At 66.4% G+C, this 15,481-nt stretch carries 17 protein-coding genes; 10 read left to right on the plus strand and 7 right to left on the minus strand.

Going from position 1 to position 15,481, the window contains the following annotated elements:
* Nucleotides 1-374 precede the first annotated feature (374 nt).
* The 4 genes from BCEP18194_RS16375 (at nt 375) to BCEP18194_RS16390 (ending at nt 3,753) form a co-directional block, all read left to right on the plus strand.
* Entirely contained in the window at nt 375-1,055 is a 681-nt protein-coding gene (locus BCEP18194_RS16375) for a PspA/IM30 family protein (protein WP_011352396.1), read from the plus strand.
* A gap of 88 nt (nt 1,056-1,143) precedes the next feature.
* On the plus strand, nt 1,144-2,310 hold the full coding sequence (locus BCEP18194_RS16380; RefSeq protein ID WP_011352397.1) for a tetratricopeptide repeat protein: 1,167 nt from the start codon (nt 1,144-1,146) through the stop codon (nt 2,308-2,310).
* A 231-nt stretch (nt 2,311-2,541) separates the two neighbouring features.
* Entirely contained in the window at nt 2,542-2,973 is a 432-nt protein-coding gene (mscL, locus tag BCEP18194_RS16385) for a large conductance mechanosensitive channel protein MscL (protein WP_006487991.1), read from the plus strand.
* Nucleotides 2,974-3,306: 333 nt separating this feature from the next.
* Nucleotides 3,307-3,753: a hypothetical protein gene (locus BCEP18194_RS16390; protein WP_027784713.1), complete on the plus strand. Its 447-nt coding sequence runs from the start codon at nt 3,307-3,309 to the stop codon at nt 3,751-3,753.
* Between the two features lie 66 nt (nt 3,754-3,819).
* On the opposite strand, the gene BCEP18194_RS16395 is transcribed toward BCEP18194_RS16390, so the two are convergent.
* A complete protein-coding gene (locus BCEP18194_RS16395; protein WP_041492878.1) occupies nt 3,820-4,713 on the minus strand; it encodes an NAD(P)-dependent oxidoreductase in 894 nt (297 codons plus the stop codon).
* Between the two features lie 135 nt (nt 4,714-4,848).
* On the opposite strand from BCEP18194_RS16395, the gene BCEP18194_RS16400 reads away from it, so the two are divergent.
* Both BCEP18194_RS16400 and BCEP18194_RS16405 read left to right on the plus strand, forming a co-directional pair.
* Nucleotides 4,849-5,058, plus strand: a complete 210-nt coding sequence (locus BCEP18194_RS16400; RefSeq protein WP_011352399.1) for a dodecin — start codon at nt 4,849-4,851, stop codon at nt 5,056-5,058.
* A gap of 220 nt (nt 5,059-5,278) precedes the next feature.
* A complete protein-coding gene (locus BCEP18194_RS16405; protein WP_006402708.1) occupies nt 5,279-6,208 on the plus strand; it encodes a LysR substrate-binding domain-containing protein in 930 nt (309 codons plus the stop codon).
* A gap of 82 nt (nt 6,209-6,290) precedes the next feature.
* Here the strand turns inward: BCEP18194_RS16405 and BCEP18194_RS16410 are convergent, their stop codons facing one another.
* Entirely contained in the window at nt 6,291-7,703 is a 1,413-nt protein-coding gene (locus BCEP18194_RS16410) for an 8-oxoguanine deaminase (protein WP_011352400.1), read from the minus strand.
* Nucleotides 7,704-8,212: 509 nt separating this feature from the next.
* Between BCEP18194_RS16410 and uraH the strand changes: the two genes are divergently transcribed.
* Nucleotides 8,213-8,566 carry a hydroxyisourate hydrolase gene (gene uraH, locus BCEP18194_RS16415; protein WP_011352401.1) on the plus strand — a complete coding sequence of 118 codons (354 nt, stop codon included), beginning with the start codon at nt 8,213-8,215 and terminating at the stop codon, nt 8,564-8,566.
* Between the two features lie 52 nt (nt 8,567-8,618).
* Nucleotides 8,619-9,812 (plus strand): urate hydroxylase PuuD, encoded by a 1,194-nt coding sequence (locus BCEP18194_RS16420; RefSeq protein WP_011352402.1) that lies wholly within the window; start codon nt 8,619-8,621, stop codon nt 9,810-9,812.
* 99 nt (nt 9,813-9,911) lie between these two features.
* On the opposite strand, the gene BCEP18194_RS16425 is transcribed toward BCEP18194_RS16420, so the two are convergent.
* Together BCEP18194_RS16425 and BCEP18194_RS16430 are read right to left on the minus strand one after the other, a co-directional pair.
* Nucleotides 9,912-10,322, minus strand: a complete 411-nt coding sequence (locus tag BCEP18194_RS16425) for an ACT domain-containing protein (RefSeq protein WP_011352403.1) — start codon at nt 10,320-10,322, stop codon at nt 9,912-9,914.
* Nucleotides 10,323-10,400: 78 nt separating this feature from the next.
* Nucleotides 10,401-11,321, minus strand: a complete 921-nt coding sequence (locus tag BCEP18194_RS16430; protein ID WP_011352404.1) for a LysR substrate-binding domain-containing protein — start codon at nt 11,319-11,321, stop codon at nt 10,401-10,403.
* A gap of 134 nt (nt 11,322-11,455) precedes the next feature.
* Here BCEP18194_RS16430 and BCEP18194_RS16435 point away from each other — a divergent pair, with 134 nt between their 5' ends.
* Nucleotides 11,456-12,271, plus strand: coding sequence for an aminotransferase class IV family protein (locus BCEP18194_RS16435; RefSeq protein ID WP_011352405.1), 816 nt, complete (start codon nt 11,456-11,458; stop codon nt 12,269-12,271).
* A 29-nt stretch (nt 12,272-12,300) separates the two neighbouring features.
* On the opposite strand, the gene BCEP18194_RS16440 is transcribed toward BCEP18194_RS16435, so the two are convergent.
* Nucleotides 12,301-12,705, minus strand: a complete 405-nt coding sequence (locus BCEP18194_RS16440) for a RidA family protein (protein WP_011352406.1) — start codon at nt 12,703-12,705, stop codon at nt 12,301-12,303.
* A 151-nt stretch (nt 12,706-12,856) separates the two neighbouring features.
* Between BCEP18194_RS16440 and BCEP18194_RS16445 the strand changes: the two genes are divergently transcribed.
* Nucleotides 12,857-13,822: a LysR family transcriptional regulator gene (locus BCEP18194_RS16445; protein WP_011352407.1), complete on the plus strand. Its 966-nt coding sequence runs from the start codon at nt 12,857-12,859 to the stop codon at nt 13,820-13,822.
* Between the two features lie 81 nt (nt 13,823-13,903).
* Here the strand turns inward: BCEP18194_RS16445 and BCEP18194_RS16450 are convergent, their stop codons facing one another.
* Both BCEP18194_RS16450 and alc read right to left on the minus strand, forming a co-directional pair.
* A complete protein-coding gene (locus BCEP18194_RS16450) occupies nt 13,904-14,416 on the minus strand; it encodes an ureidoglycolate lyase (RefSeq protein ID WP_011352408.1) in 513 nt (170 codons plus the stop codon).
* Nucleotides 14,413-15,426 (minus strand): allantoicase, encoded by a 1,014-nt coding sequence (gene alc / locus BCEP18194_RS16455; RefSeq protein WP_011352409.1) that lies wholly within the window; start codon nt 15,424-15,426, stop codon nt 14,413-14,415. Before alc ends, BCEP18194_RS16450 begins: the two co-directional genes overlap by 4 nt.
* Between the last annotated feature and the right edge of the window lie 55 nt (nt 15,427-15,481).

A 15,481-nucleotide genomic window follows, 5' to 3' on the forward strand; every position in this document is an offset into this window, starting at 1 on the left:
TACAGCGTGATGCGGCTGTCACGTCGACAGACCCCGCCGCGCGGCGATCCGTTCCCGCGACGTGACAGCGCATTTTAATGAAATCGACCGGGTGCCTTCGCGATTTTTTGTAAAAATTCCCGCAATGCCGTGATTTAAGGAACGTATTGTCGGCATCCTCTGCCTATCATGGACACGCAATATGACGCGCACCGTCGATTTTCTTTCAATCGCGAAAGGTTCGAAATCCTGATGCGCAAGCCGCTTGAACTCGCGCGTTTAAGCCGTATTTAAGTGAACCGGTGGTGTAATATCCGCCGGCTCATGCGGGTCGGAACCGGCTCGCAACGGGCACTGCCGCTCTCACGCGGCGCCTTTCAACCACGGAGGATTTCATGTCGCTTTTCGACTCTGTTTCGCGCACGATCAAAGGCCTGCTGAACGATGCGGCCGATTCGGTACAGGATCCGTCGCGCGACGCACGGCAGATCGTGCGGGAGCTCGACGACAGCATCGGCCGTGCCGAGAATTCGCTGATCGAGATCGAGGCACAGGTCGCGACCCAGCGCAGCAAGCGCGATGCGGCCGACGACAAGGTGAAGAAGTACGAGGACGGCGCGAAGCGCGCGCTGCAGTCCGGCGACGAAGCACTCGCACGCGAGGCGCTCGGCGCGCAGTCGAACGCGGAAGCCGAGCGTGACGCGCTCGCGGCCGAGCTGTCGACGCTCGAACCGTCGGTCGACAAGCTGAAGGGGCAGATCGCCGACATGCGCCAGCGCCGCAACGACCTGAATGCCCGCTCGAACATCCTGCAGGCCAAGCAGGAAATCGCGCAGGCGAAGGATGTCGCGGCCAGCGCCTTGGGCGGCATCGGCGGCAAGAACCTGTCCGAGGATTTCCAGAAGCTCGAGGACAAGGTCGCGCTGCAGAACGCACGTTCGGACGCGCGCCTGAATTCGGCCGACACGTCGAGCGGCAAGGCGCTCGACGACAAGCTCGCCGCGCTGAACAAGGGCCCGTCGGTCGAGGACCGCCTCGCCGCGCTGAAGAAGCAGCTCGATACGCCCGCGCAGTAACGGCCACCGCGGGCAACCGCGCCGCTGCCCGCCCCGGGCGCGGCGCGAACCGATCGTCAGGAGACGGGCGCCTGCGCCCGGTTCGACCATGAAGAAATCTCTCGCCGCACTCGGCCTCTCGCTGATGTTGCTGTCGTCCGCCGCGTTTGCGGTCCCGTCGCTGCAGCAGGTCGAGCAATCGATCGCGCAACGCAACTGGCAGCAAGCCGACACGCAGCTGTCGCAAGTCATCGACGCTCATCCGAACAATGCGCATGCGCGCTACCTGTATGCACAGGTGCTGGACCGCGAGGGCCGCGCATCCGACGCGCTCGAGCAACTGCAGCGCGCGAAGTCGCTCGACCCGCAACTCAAGTTCACCGACGCATCGCGCTTCGCGCAGACGGAGTCGCGCATCCGCGCCGACGCGGCACGCGTGAGCGGCAATGTGCCTTCGGCCACGCAGTCCGGCACGTTGCAATCGTCGCTCGCGCCCGCCGTCGCGCCGGCCGAAAAACATGGCCCGTCGACCGGCATGTGGATCGGCCTCGGACTGATCGTCGCGGTGATTGCGCTGGTGCTGCGCTGGACGCTGCGGCGTGCCCGCACGGCCGACGACAGCCGCGCCGACGACGAACGCCGCACGCAGCTCAAGCGCGCCACCGACGTGCTGAACGACATCCGCCCGCTGAAACTCGACGCGAAGCTGTCGACAGCGCCCGGCGCCGCGGCGCTCACGGGCGAACTCGAAGCGATCGAGACCGATGCGCGCACGCTCGTCGAAACGCTGTCGAACGGCAAGAATCCGGTGCCGCCGTATCGCGTCGACGAACTCGAACAACGCCATGCAAGCGTGAAGGCACGCGTCGAAGGCCGTCCCGATCCGGCCGCACAACCCGCGGCACCGGCGAACGGCAGCGGCTCCGTGTATGCGCAGGAAGCCGACCGCATGACGGGCGCGCAAGGCCAGCCGTATCCGAAGCAACAGCCCTACCCGCAGCAGCAACCGCCTGTCGTGATCCAGCAAGGCGGCGGCGGTTTCGGTGGCGGCATGGGCGGGCTGCTGACCGGCGTATTGCTCGGCGAAGCGATGTCGGGCGGCCGCGAGCGCGTGGTCGAACGCGACGTGATCGTCGACGGCGAGCGCCGCCGTCAGGAGAACGACCCGGGCTTCGACCTCGGCCGCGGCGACAATTCGAACTGGAGCGACGGCAACGGCGGCGGCGGCATGGATCTCGGCAGCAACGACGACGGCTGGACCGACGACAACACCTGACGCTACGCAGCGCGTCGACGCACCCGCGACGCGCTGCAACGCACGCCACGCTCCCCAGCAGGCCGGCCGCGCCGACGCGCGGATTTGTCAATCATTTCAAGATGGGCTACCGGCAATGGGGAGCGTTCGCTATCATGCGGCCATCGGCGTGCCACCGACCCTCATTCGACGCTCTGCATCCCTGCGCGTCGCGGCACGCCTCCCCTCGCCCCAACCAGGAGAAAGCCGCTCATGAGCATCATCAAGGAATTCAAGGAGTTCGCCGTCAAGGGCAACGTCATGGATCTCGCCGTCGGCGTGATCATCGGCGGCGCGTTCTCGAAGATCGTCGACTCGGTCGTGAAAGACCTCATCATGCCGGTCATCGGCGTGCTGACCGGCGGCCTGGATTTCTCGAACAAGTTCGTTCTGCTCGGCACCATCCCCCCGACGTTCAAGGGTAATCCCGATTCGTTCAAGGACCTGCAGGCCGCAGGTGTCGCCGCGTTCGGTTACGGCTCGTTCATCACGGTGGCAATCAATTTCGTCATCCTCGCGTTCATCATTTTCCTGATGGTGAAATTCATCAACAAGCTGCGCAAGCCGGAAGAAGCCGCACCGGCCGCGACGCCGGAAGACACCGTGCTGCTGCGCGAGATCCGCGATTCGCTGAAGCAGCGCTGATCGCCAAGCGCCCCGCCAGCCAGGCCCGCCCCGTGCGGGCCTTTTTATTGCGCGCGCGATGCACCGCCGCATGCGGCCTATCTCACTTTTTTGTGACGGGCGAATGCACGCGCGGGGAAAGCAGGTCTATGATGGAGACTAAACGACAGTACGGGCGCCAAGACGCTGGCTGTGTCGATCATGGCGAGCAGGTCGACGGGAGACATTGATCGTCGTACTGCACGAAGGCAGCATTTTCGTGTGCTATAAAGGATCGACATGCGGCGTACATAGCCGGGAGTGGGTCGCATGAAAGTGCCGCATTTCTTGCAATTGTTTTTGAGGCGAGTGTTTATGTCCTTCCCGAAAAAACGTCGGCGTGCCCAGCAGGATGGCCAGGAGTCATTCCTCGCGGTATTGCGCCACTCGAAACCGTTTGCCCAGCTCGACACCAAGATTGCCCGCGCCCGTGCGCAGGACGAACCCGTCCTGTACGCGCATGTGCTGCCCGGTCTCGACGTGCTCCTGTGCAGCGTGCGCGGCGCCCAGCCGCCCTATCCTGCCATCGCCGAACTGCGCAAGCGCTGCATCGAATCGATCGCCAACGCGCTCGAGCAGCCGCTGGACGGCCTCGAGAACGGCGGATACTGGTATGAAGCAAACGGCTTCGGCTTCCTCGTGTTCGCCAGCCGTGCGCGTGCGCGCATCCTGCCCGAGTTTGGTGCAGGCACGAAAGCGAGCCTGCGCGGTGGGCTCGGCCGCCAGAACGCCGGCGATACGACACCACGCTCCCTCGGCTGATCTACCTGCCATTCGATGGGCCGCCTCCGGGCGGCCCATCTGCCATTCACGCGCCCCGCTTGCCCGTCACGACGCCTGCTGACGACCGTTGCCGGGCCGCACGATGTCGATGAACGCGGCGAAATCGGCGCCGGCGAGCCCTTGCGCAGCGCCGAGCCGCAACACCTGCTGCACGGTGGCCGATACCGGCATCACCGCGCCGGTGTCGCGCGCTGCGTCGGCGATCGCATCGACGTCCTTCTGAAACGTGCTGAGCGCGCCGATCGGCGGATGACCGCCCGACGTCATGCGCGGCACGAACGTCTGCAACAGTACCGAATCGGCCCAGCCGCCGGCCAGCGCTTCGGCCAGCCGCGCGGCATCGATGCCGCTCGCCTGTGCAAGACCGACGGCCTCGGCAATCGCGGTCACCGTCGCGGTGACGATCGCCTGGTTGCACAGCTTCGCCGTCTGCCCCGCGCCCGCGTCGCCCATGTGCGTGATCCGCGACGCATACGTGTCGATCAGCGGCCGCACCGCGTCGAGATCGGCCGCCCGGCCGCCGGCCATCACCGCAAGCGTGCCGGCCTGCGCGCCGGGCACGCCGCCCGACACCGGCGCATCGACCCAGCCGACGCCGAGTGCGGTCGCACGCGCCGCGTAATCACGCGTCGCGGCAGGCGGGATGCTCGAATGATCGACGATGCGCTGCAGGCGACGCGCAGCGGCGTCGCCGGAGAGCAGCCCGTGCTCGCCGAACACGACATCGCCCACCGCACGGCCGTCGAGCACGCACACGAATACCGTATCGACGCGCTCCGCCAGTTCGCGCGGCGTGCCGACCACCTGCGCGCCGTCCTTCACGAGCGCCTCGGCCTTGTCGCGCGAGCGATTCCACACGCTGACCCGATGCCCGGCCGCCAGCAAATGCCGAATCATCGGCGCGCCCATCAATCCCGGTCCGCAAAATCCGACTTCCACGATGTTCCTCGTCTCCGATATGGGTTGAACTTGCCGCCCATCATACCTATCACTCAAGAAGCCGGGCACGCGCGGCGCCGCTTCGGGACCACGGCTTGCACCGGCCATCCATACCGATATCCCAGGGAGCGCATCATGAGCGACCACGTGTACAAGATGATCGAGCTGACCGGTTCGTCGAAGCAATCGAGCGACGACGCCATCCGCAACGCGATCTCGAAAGCCGGCAAGACGCTGCACAACCTGCACTGGTTCCAGGTGACCGAAACGCGCGGCCACATCGAAGGCGACCAGGTCGTGCACTGGCAGGTCACGCTGAAGGTCGGCATGCGCATCGACGACTGACGCGCCCGTCGCATCACACGCCACGCCGCGATCCGGATCCGCGCAACGCGCGTCCGCGCGGCGCCGCACGCTTCACCTCACCCCCGTTCGGACCCCTTGTCGCGGCCCGGCCGGCGGGTGCCTGCGGGTATCCATCTCTTGACGCTGGCCCAGCTTCATATTAAAAACGATATACCCCTATGCCCCCTCGATCAGCCCAGACATATAAAACGGAGATATCATGAGTCAGCAACGCGAGGCGATCGACACGTACCTCTTGCGCGTCTTGCACACCTTGTTGATGGAGCGCAGCGTCACGCGCGCGGCCGTCAAACTGAACCAGTCGCAACCGGCGATCAGCGCCGCGCTGCGGCGCCTGCGCGACATCACCGGCGATCCGCTGCTGGTGCGCGGCAAATCCGGCATGGTGCCGACCGAATACGGGCTGCGCCTGCTCGAGCCCGTGCAGAATGCGCTGCGTGAAATCGAGCGCATCAAGTTCCAGCAGCACAACTTCGACCCGGCCACGTCGATCCGCTGCTACCGGATCGGCTGCCCCGACTACCTGAACGTGCTGTTCGTGCCGACCGTCGTCGAGCGCTTCCGCCAGGCCGCGCCGAACGCGACGCTCGAATTCCATTCGCTCGGCCCCGCGTTCGACTACGAGCTCGCGCTGGAAGACGGCAAGCTCGACATCGTCGTCGGCAACTGGCCCGAACCGCCGGAGCAACTGCACCTGTCGAACCTGTTCGTCGACGAAATCGTCTGCCTGATGAGCAACACGCACCCGTTCGCGAAGCGCGGCGGGCTCACGCTCGACCAGTACCTGAACGCACCGCATCTCGCGCCGACGCCGTACTCGGTCGGCCAGCGCGGCGCGATCGACGTGCATCTCGCGCGTGAACGGCTCAAGCGCCACGTGGTCGTCACGCTGCCGTACTTCAACCTCGCACCGTACGTGCTCGTGAAGTCCGACCTGATCTTCACGACGACGCGCCTGTTCGCCGATCACTACGCGAAGTTCCTGCCGCTGTCGGTCGTGCCGGCCCCGCTCGACTTCCCGCCGATGCAGTACTACCAGCTGTGGCACGAGCGCTGCCACTACTCCGACGAAGTGCGCTGGCTGCGCGGCCTCGTCGCCGAAGCCACCCGTACGCTGATCGAGCCGTAACGGCATGCGCCGCCCGCGCCGTCCCGGCGCGGCGTGGCGACAGCTGGCGGCAACACGGCCGCCGGATGGCGTCAGCCTTCCTTCAGCGCGATGCCTCGACCAGTGCCTGCGCGAGCGCGTTGTGACGCGCGATAACGGGCGGCAGGTCGAGCGTCGCCAGACGCCCTTCCCGCACCACCACCTTCCCGTTCACCACCGTGTACGCCGTCTGCGACGGCGCGCAGAACACGAGCGCCGCGACCGGATCGTGCAGCGCGCCCGCGAACAGCGGCTGGCGCAGGTCGAATGCGGCGAAGTCCGCGGCCATGCCCGGCTTCAGCGCGCCGATATCGTCACGGTTCAGCACCTTCGCGCCGCCGAGCGTCGCGATTTCGAGCGCTTCACGCGCGGTCATCGCATCGGGCCCGAAACCGACCCGCTGCAGCAGCAGCGCCTGCCGCACTTCCGCCACCATCTGCGCGCCGTCGTTCGATGCGGAGCCGTCGACGCCGAGGCCGACCGGCACGCCCGCGAGACGCATCTTCTTCACCGGCGCGATACCCGACGCGAGCCGCATGTTCGAGCACGGACAGTGCGCGACGCCCGTACCGGTGCGCGCGAACAGGCTGATGCCCGCATCGTCGAGCTGCACGCAGTGCGCATGCCACACGTCGTGGCCGACCCAGCCGAGATCTTCCGCATATTCGGCGGGCGTCATCCCGAATTTCTCGCGGCTGTACGCGATGTCGTTGACGTTCTCCGCGAGGTGCGTGTGCAGCGACACGCCGTATTCGCGTGCGAGCACGGCCGCGTCGCGCATCAGGTCGCGGCTCACCGAGAACGGCGAGCACGGCGCGACGACCACGCGCAGCATCGCGTAGCGGCCTTCATCGTGATAGGTCTCGATCAGGCGCTGTGTGTCGCGCAGGATGTCGGGCTCGCGCTCGACGACCGAATCGGGCGGCAACCCGCCATCGCGCTGGCCGACGCTCATCGCACCGCGGCTCGCATGAAAACGCATGCCGATCCGCTGCGCGGCGCCGATGCTGTCGTCGAGGCGGCTGCCGTTCGGGTAGATGTACAGATGATCGCTCGACGTCGTGCAGCCCGACTGCAGCAGCTCGGCCATCGCGGTGAGCGTCGACACTTCGATCATCTCGGGCGTCAGGTGCGCCCAGATCTTGTAGAGGTTCGTGAGCCAGCCGAACAGCTCGGCGTTCTGCGCCGCAGGCACCGCGCGCGTCAGGCTCTGGTACATGTGGTGATGCGTGTTCACGAGGCCCGGAATCACGAGGTGGCCGCGCAGGTCGAGCACTTCGTCCGCCGTATCGGGCAGCTCAGCGGTCGGGCCGACCGCGACGATCCGGTTGTCTTCGATGTAGAGCCCCGCGTCGCGCAGCTCGCGGCGCGTGTCGTCCATGGTCACGAGCACGTCGGCGTGCTTGACCAGCAGGGTTTTCGGGCGGGATGAGGAAGTGTTCGGCGCGCGTGCGCCAGCGTGCTGCTCGAGGTTCATGCGTTCTCCGCGTCGGTCTGCCCCCAGGGGCGGATCCTGGGGACGGTCACACACGTTCGAACGTTGAATCGCGGCACGCTCCGGTGCCTGCGTCCGTTCGAACGCCCTGGCCCGGTTACCCGGCGTGCTCGCCGTCTTCGGGGTACGCGCGGGCCACAGGCCGACGCGCACGGCGGGAGGATCGCCCAAGCGCTCGCCGCACACAATGCGCGATCCGGAATACCGCGTTTCACGGTTTCGATATGGTACGCCGCGCGACGCCCGAACGGAGGCCCGAAATGCCCGCCGGAAGCCGTATCCGGCGTGCCGTCGACAGCCGCTCATGCGCGGCGCATTATCTTTGATATCGCGCCCGTATTTGCGCGGGGAACCTTTTTACAATGCCTGCACGGCGCTCGCTTCAATCTCGCCGACGGGTATGTAGCCACGTGACGTGGAGCCTCGATCCGCCGCACAGTCAATGGATCGAGTCGCCGCCGAACCTCGCATTCACACAAGGACAATTGCGAATGGGAAAGCTCACTACCCACGTACTCGATACGGCGCACGGCCGTCCCGGCGCTGCAATCAAGGTGGACCTCTACGCGCTGGACGGCGAATCGCGCCGCGCGATCAAGACCGTGCTGACCAATAGCGACGGCCGCTGCGACGAACCCCTGCTCGAAGGCGCCGCGCTCGCCGCCGGCGAATACGAACTCGTGTTCCATGCCGGCGACTACTTCGCGTCGCTCGGCGTGAAGGTGCCCGAACCCCGTTTCGTCGATCGCGTCGTGCTCCGCTTCGGCATCGCCGACACCGGCTCGCACTACCACGTGCCGCTGCTCGTGTCGCCGTGGTCGTACAGCACCTATCGCGGCAGCTGACATTCGAATCAGCGCCCGCATCAAACAAACGATTTGAGTCTGGAGGAGTTTCATGGAAGGCTTCATCACCGACTGGCTGAACCTCGCGCTGCGATGGCTGCACGTCATCGTCGCCATTGCGTGGATCGGCGAGTCGTTCTATTTCGTCGCGCTCGACAACAGCCTGAAACCGCCGACCGACCCGAACCAGCGCAAGCGCGGTGTGTTCGGCGAACTGTGGCACGTCCACGGTGGCGGTTTCTACAACATGCAGAAGTACACGGTCGCTCCGCCGGAAATGCCGGATGACCTGCACTGGTCGAAGTGGCCGTCGTACACGACCTGGCTGTCGGGTTTCTCGCTGTTCTTCGTGCTGTACCTGCTCGCGCCGAACACGTACCTGATCGACAAGAGCGTGCTCGACATGGGCCCGGTGGTCGCCGTCGCTTCCGCACTCGGCTTCCTCGCCGCCGGCTGGATCGTCTACGACTCGCTGTGCCGCATCCTCGGCACCAATGACCGCGTGCTCGGCATCTGCGTCGGCATCTACGTGGTCGCCGCCGCCTACCTCGCGTGCCACATCTTCGCGGGTCGTGCTGCCTACCTGATCGTCGGTGCGATGCTCGCGACGATCATGTCGGCGAACGTGTTCTTCGTGATCATCCCCGGCCAGCGCAAGATGGTCGACAAGATGCTCAAGGGCGAAGAGCCGAACCCGATCTACGGCAAGCGCGGCAAGCAGCGCTCGGTGCACAACACGTACTTCACGCTGCCGGTCGTGTTCGCGATGCTGTCGAACCACTACGCGATGACCTACACGAACAAGTTCAACTGGGTCGTGCTCGTGATGATCATGCTGGCCGGCGCGCTGATCCGCCAGTTCTTCGTGATGCGTCACCGCGGCAAGCAGCTGTGGTACCTGCCGATCGGCGGCGTCGCTCTGCTGTCGGCCGCGCTGGTCTGGACGATGCCGAAGCCGGTCGCACCGGAAGCGCAAGCCGCGAACGCACCGAAGGTCGTGATCGCCGACATCATGCCGGTCCTGCAGCAGCGGTGTGTGGAGTGCCACTCGGCGAAGCCGACGCTGATGGGCAGCGCGCCCGCGGGCGTGATGTTCGACACGCCGGACGAAGTGTCGAAGAACGCTCAGCGTATCTACGAACAGGCCGTGCGCCTGAAGGCGATGCCGATCGGCAACGTCACGCACATGACCGACGACGAGCGCACGAAGCTCGCCGCGTGGTTCGAGGGTGGCGCGAACAAGTAAGCCGCCGTGCGCCGGGATCGTTTTCCCGCGCAATCCTTTCCGTTCGCGGGCCCGGTGACGGGCCCGTTTTTTTTGCGTGTCCCGGACACCCTTCGCGCTTCAGCCGCGCATCGCGTCGCGCTGGAGCGCGACGAGCGCATCGAGTGCGCGCGGGCCGTCGTCGAACGGCACGAAGATATGATCGTGGTACGCAGCCGCCATCACGTTGCAGCTGATGCCGGCCGCGCCGAGTGCCCGTGCGAATGCCGCGGTGAGGCCCACGGCCGCAAGATCGGAATGCACGGTCAGCGTGATCCACGCGGCGCGGAACAGCACGGGCCAGCCGTGCCGCGCAGCCACTCCCTCTTCGACCACGACCGTCAGCCCTTCCGCTTCGCGAAACGTTGCGACTACTTCGGATAACGATACGTCTGCATCGGATGGCAGCGATACGAATGCGAACGCACCCGGATGCAGTTCGGGCTGCATCGTGCTCAGCAGGATCGCGAGGTTGTTTTCAGGTTGGCTCATCGAAGGAACACACCCGGAACCGGGCATCGTACGGTGGAGATGCGGGCACGATAGCACGCGCCACCGGCACCGGCACCGCTACGCGCGCATCGTCGCAACTTCGTCCGCAAGCCAGTCGCACAAGGCGACGATGCGCGGGTCGTCCTGCGTGCGCGCCGGATACACGACGTGATACGCAAGGCCCGGTGCCACCTCGACGTTCACGTCGAACAGCGGCACGACGCGTCCTTCCGCGAGATCGCGCGCGATCATGTGCGGCTCCGCCAGGCCGACCGCCGTACCGTCCGTCACGGCCTGCACGACGTGGCTCGAATCCGGAAACGCGACGCACCGGCTGTCGTCGAAACCGTCGACGCCGGCAGCGGCCATCCACGCCGACCAGCGCGGCCAGGTCACACCGTCGACTTCACAGTCTGCGTGGCAAAGCGTGTAGCGCAGCAGATCGCGCGGCTTGCGCAACGGCGGCCCGGCCGACAACAGCGCCGGGCTGCAGACGGCAACGACCGACGTATCGAACAGGTGCTGCGCGCACACGTCGCGATAGCGCCCGGTGCCGAAGCGGATCGCCACATCGACATCGTCGTCATCGAAGTCGCGCAACCGGTCGGTGATATCGAACGACAGCTCGAACGCCGGATGCGCGGCCCTGAAACGCGGCAGGCGCGGCAGCAGCCAGTGCGTCGCAAAGCGCGCGCCGACCGACACGCGCAGCTCCGTCTGTTCCCGCGCGATGCGCCGTGCCCGGGCAGTCGCGCGCTGCATCCCCGCCAGCGCCTCGGCGGCCGCAGCAGCCAGCACGACGCCGGCCGGCGTCAGCCGGATGCTGCGGCTCGTGCGGACGAACAGGTCCATGTCGAGCCGCGCCTCGATTTCCTTGATCTGGTGACTGACAGCCGCCGGCGTCAGTCCGACCTCGTCGGCCGCCCGCGAGAAATTCAGGTGCCGCGCCGCCGCATCGAACGTCCTCAGCGCGCGCGTACCGGGCCACATGCGTTCCATCGATCTTCAAACCGGATTTGATGACCGTTCCAAAACTACTCGTTTTTCAAGACACCATCAATCGGCAAACAATAGGCTTTCTTGAAGATGCCGCGAGCCGCCCCGCGCTCGCGGCCGAACCCGGAGATCCATCGATGACCGCTGCCCCGTTCCCGTCCGTCGCCCAGCTCAACGGCGTCGCCGCCACCCCGGATGCGCTCGCCGCGCTCGCGTTCGCGGGCCATGCGCATTTCACCGCGATGCAGGTACGCGACGGCCGCGTGCGCGGCCTCGACCTGCATCTTGCACGGCTGCGCGATGCGTCGAACACGCTGTTCGGCCAGGCATTGCCCGACGACCGGATCCGCACACTCCTGCGCGCAGCGCTCGATCGCGCGCCGTCGGCGCTGTCGCTGACGGCGACCGTGCATGCGACGACGGGCGAATTCGTCGCGCCGCGCGACGATGAAACGCTCGACGTGCTGGTCCGCACCGCCGCGCCGTCGTCGGGGCCCGCGGGCCCGCTCGATCTCGCGCTGTTCGAATACGAGCGCGTGCTACCGGACATCAAGCACGTCGGCGAAGTCGCGAAGACGCACTTCCTGCGCCGCGCGATCACGCAGGGTTTCGACGATGCGGCCTTCATTGATCGCCACCGACGCATCAGCGAAGGCTCGATCTGGAATCTCGCGTTCTGGACCGGCGACGCGGTCGTGTGGCCGGTGGCCGGCATGCTCGGCGGCGTCACGATGCGTATCGTGCGCCGGCAACTGGCACGCCTGGGCATCGCGCAGCACGATCGCGAACTGACGCCGGCCGACCTGCCGTCGATGGCCGGCGCCGTCGTGATGAATTCGTGGACGCCCGGGATCGCCGTGCGCCGGTTCGGCACGGCGACGCTGCCCGATTCGTCATCGTTCGTCGCGCTGCTGCATCGCGCGTACGAACAGGAGCCGCCGGTCGCGCCGTGACGCGCACCGCCACGGACCGCAAGCGCCCTTCAACGGTCAACCGTCTCCGGCAGCCGCGCGATCGCCTTGATTTCGAACTGGAACCCATACAGCCAGGTCACGCCGACGGCGGTCAGCGTCGGATGCGGCGCGTCGCCCCAGTATTCGGGGACGATCGCCCAGATCCGCTCGAACGTCGCTTCGGGATCGACGAGGAACACCGTCACGTCGACGACGTCGTCGAACGTGCAGCCGGCCGCACGCAGCACCGCATTCAGGTTGTCGAACGCGCGACGGACCTGCGCGCCCAGTTCCAGCTCGGGCGAGCCGTCCTCGCGGCTGCCGACCTGCCCGGACACGAACAGGAAGCCGTTCGAGCGCACTGCCGGCGAATAGCGGTTGCGGTCGTACAGTGCCTGGCGACCGGGTGGAAACACCACGCTACGCTTTACCATCCCCTACCTCCTTCGGTTTGTGGGGCGAATCCGCCCCGGCATCAACGATGAAGGCACTTTAAGGTCCGTTGCACGGCGAATAAACCGGCAACCCTGTCCAACACTGTTTGGACATCCCAAACAATTCCGACCGACGCGGAGCCCTGACCCGATGGATCGATTCGACGCAATGCAGGCGTTCGCCCGCGTGGTGGAAGCCGGCAGTTTCACGAAGGCAGCCGAGACGCTGCACATGAGCCGCACCACCGTCACGCAGCTCGTACAGCAGCTCGAAGCGCGGCTGCGCGTGAAGCTGTTCAACCGTACGACGCGCAAGGTCGTCGTCACCGCGGACGGCGCCGCGTACTACGATCGCGTCGTGCGGCTGCTGGCCGACATGGACGATGCCGAAACGAGCCTGTCCGCCGCCTCCGCATCGCCCCGGGGGCGGCTGCGCGTGGACGTGCCGAGCCCGTTCGCGCGCCTGATCCTGATCCCCGCGCTGCCCGCGTTCCATGCGCGCTATCCGGACATCCAGCTCGACATGGGCGTGAGCGACCGCGTGGTGGACGTGATCGGCGAGAACGTCGACTGCGTCATGCGCGGCGGCGAGCCGACCGACCGCGCGCTGGTCGCGCGTCGCGTCGGCGACCTGCGGCTCGGCGTGTACGCGTCGCCGGCCTATCTCGCACGCGCCGGCATGCCGACGCATCCGGACGAGCTGGAGGACACCCACCACCGGATCGTCGGTTTTCTGTGGGCGCGCACCGGTAAGGCATTGCCCTTTGCGATGACATGCGACGGCGAGCAGGTCACCGTGCGCGGACGCTACGTGCTTGCGGTCGACGACGGCAATGCGTACCTCGAGGCCGGCCTCGCCGGGCTGGGTATTCTGTGGCTGCCCGACTACATGGCCGGCGTGCATCGCGCTCGCGGCGAACTGGTACCGCTATTCGAGCAGTGGCAACTCGAACCGATGCCGATGTACGTCGCGTTTCCGCCGAACCGGCACGTCAGTGCGAAGCTGCGGGTGTTCGTCGACTGGGTCGCCGAGCTGATGGCGCAGCATGCGCCGGTCACGAACCGGCGGCGCCGAGTCGGCAGCTCGCGCGACACGCGCAAAACTGCCGCGACCTGAATCGCGCCGAATCGACCGCACATAAAAAAACCCGCGCATCGTGCGCGGGTTTCGTCAGACGCTGGCAGAAACGCCAGCGACTCAGGCCGTCAGCGCGTGCAGCGCCTCGTCGGTGAGCCACAGCGATTCCTGCAGGTCCTGCTCGTTCAGGTTCAGGCCGTCACCGCCCCGATCGACGACGATGAAGTCGCTGACGCCGCCCAGCGCGATCAGCGGGTGATGCCACACGCCCTTCGCATAGTTGACGCCCTGCCACCCGCTCGTCACGAACGCGCGGATCTTCGCCGGATCGAGATCGCCAGCGGGCGCCACGACGACGAGATACGGCTGGTCGTTCAGCGGCACGAAGGCCTGGCTGCCGAGCGGGTGCCGCTCCAGCATCTTCACTTCGAACGGCAGCGTGCGCGGCTGGCCGCGGAACAGGTTGACGAGCGTGCGGCCGTCTTCATCGGTCACGTCGACTTTCGCGAGATCGTGAAAGCGGATCGTCGTGCCGAGGTTGATCGGGATCTGCTTCGCCCCTTCCGTTTCGATCACGTCGCCGAACGGCGCGAACGATTCCTTGGTCAGCGGTTCGATGGCAAGCGTCTTCATTTGTCGAGCGTCCCCCACAGACGCAGGCGCGACACGCCGCCGTCCGGAATGATGTTCAGTCGCACGTGCGTGACGGGGCCGAGCGACGCGATGTCCTGTTCGAAGTAGTGCTGCTTGTCCATCTGCAGCTTCTGTTCGCCGAGCAGCACGGGCCAGAACATCGACTGCGTGATCAGCGAGCTGTCGGTGCCGCCCGACACGTACGCCGCCTGGATCGAGCAGCGGTCCGGGTAGTTGCCCTTGAAGAACGCGGTATCGACTTCGATCTTGCGGATCACGCCCGGCTGCGCGAGCGCGATGATCGCCCAGTCGTTGCCCGGTTCGCGGCGGCGGCGGGTTTCCCAGCCGTCGCCCATGTTCACGCCGCGGCCCGGCAGCAGCAGGTTCGACGCGACGCCGAAGTGCTGGTTGTTCGCGGCCACCACGTAACCGCCGTTTTCCATCGCCGCGAGATCGAATTGCTCGGTCGCGCTCGCGCCGGCCCAGTCGAGCTGCGGCTGGCCGTACACGCGCAGGCGTGCAATGCCGCCATCCGGGTAGATGTTCACGCGCAGGTGCGTAAACGCGCGCGCATCGCTCGCTTCGACGTAATGATGGCTGTTGCCCTGCAGCGTCGTCGACGGCACGATCTCGACCCACTCGGTCGCATGTGTCGGTGCGCCGTCGGCCACGAACGCGGCCTCGATCGACGCAGCCGGCGGGAAGTTGCCGGTGAAGTGGCTCGTATCGATGTCGAAGCCCTTGATCACGCCCGGGCGCGCGAGCTTGACGATGCACCAGTCGTAGCCCGTCGTGCGCTTGCGGCGCGTTTCCCAGCCGTCCATCCACTTGCCGTGGTCGTCGTACTTGCCGGGGATGAAAACGGCCGGCTCGGGGTTCAGCATCCGATCCTTCGGCGCGAAGAAATCGTCGCTGGCTTCGAGCGCCTGCGCACCGAGACGCGGGTCGGCAAGATTCACGTAGCGCCGCGTGAAGTCGGGTGCGTTGGGATCGAGAAGCGGAACAGCCATGATGTTTCCTTGTTTCAGTGAGGCGATCAGGCCGCTGCGACGCAGCAGGCCGTAT

The sequence above is a fragment of the Burkholderia lata genome, from assembly GCF_000012945.1.
Lineage (GTDB): Bacteria > Pseudomonadota > Gammaproteobacteria > Burkholderiales > Burkholderiaceae > Burkholderia > Burkholderia lata.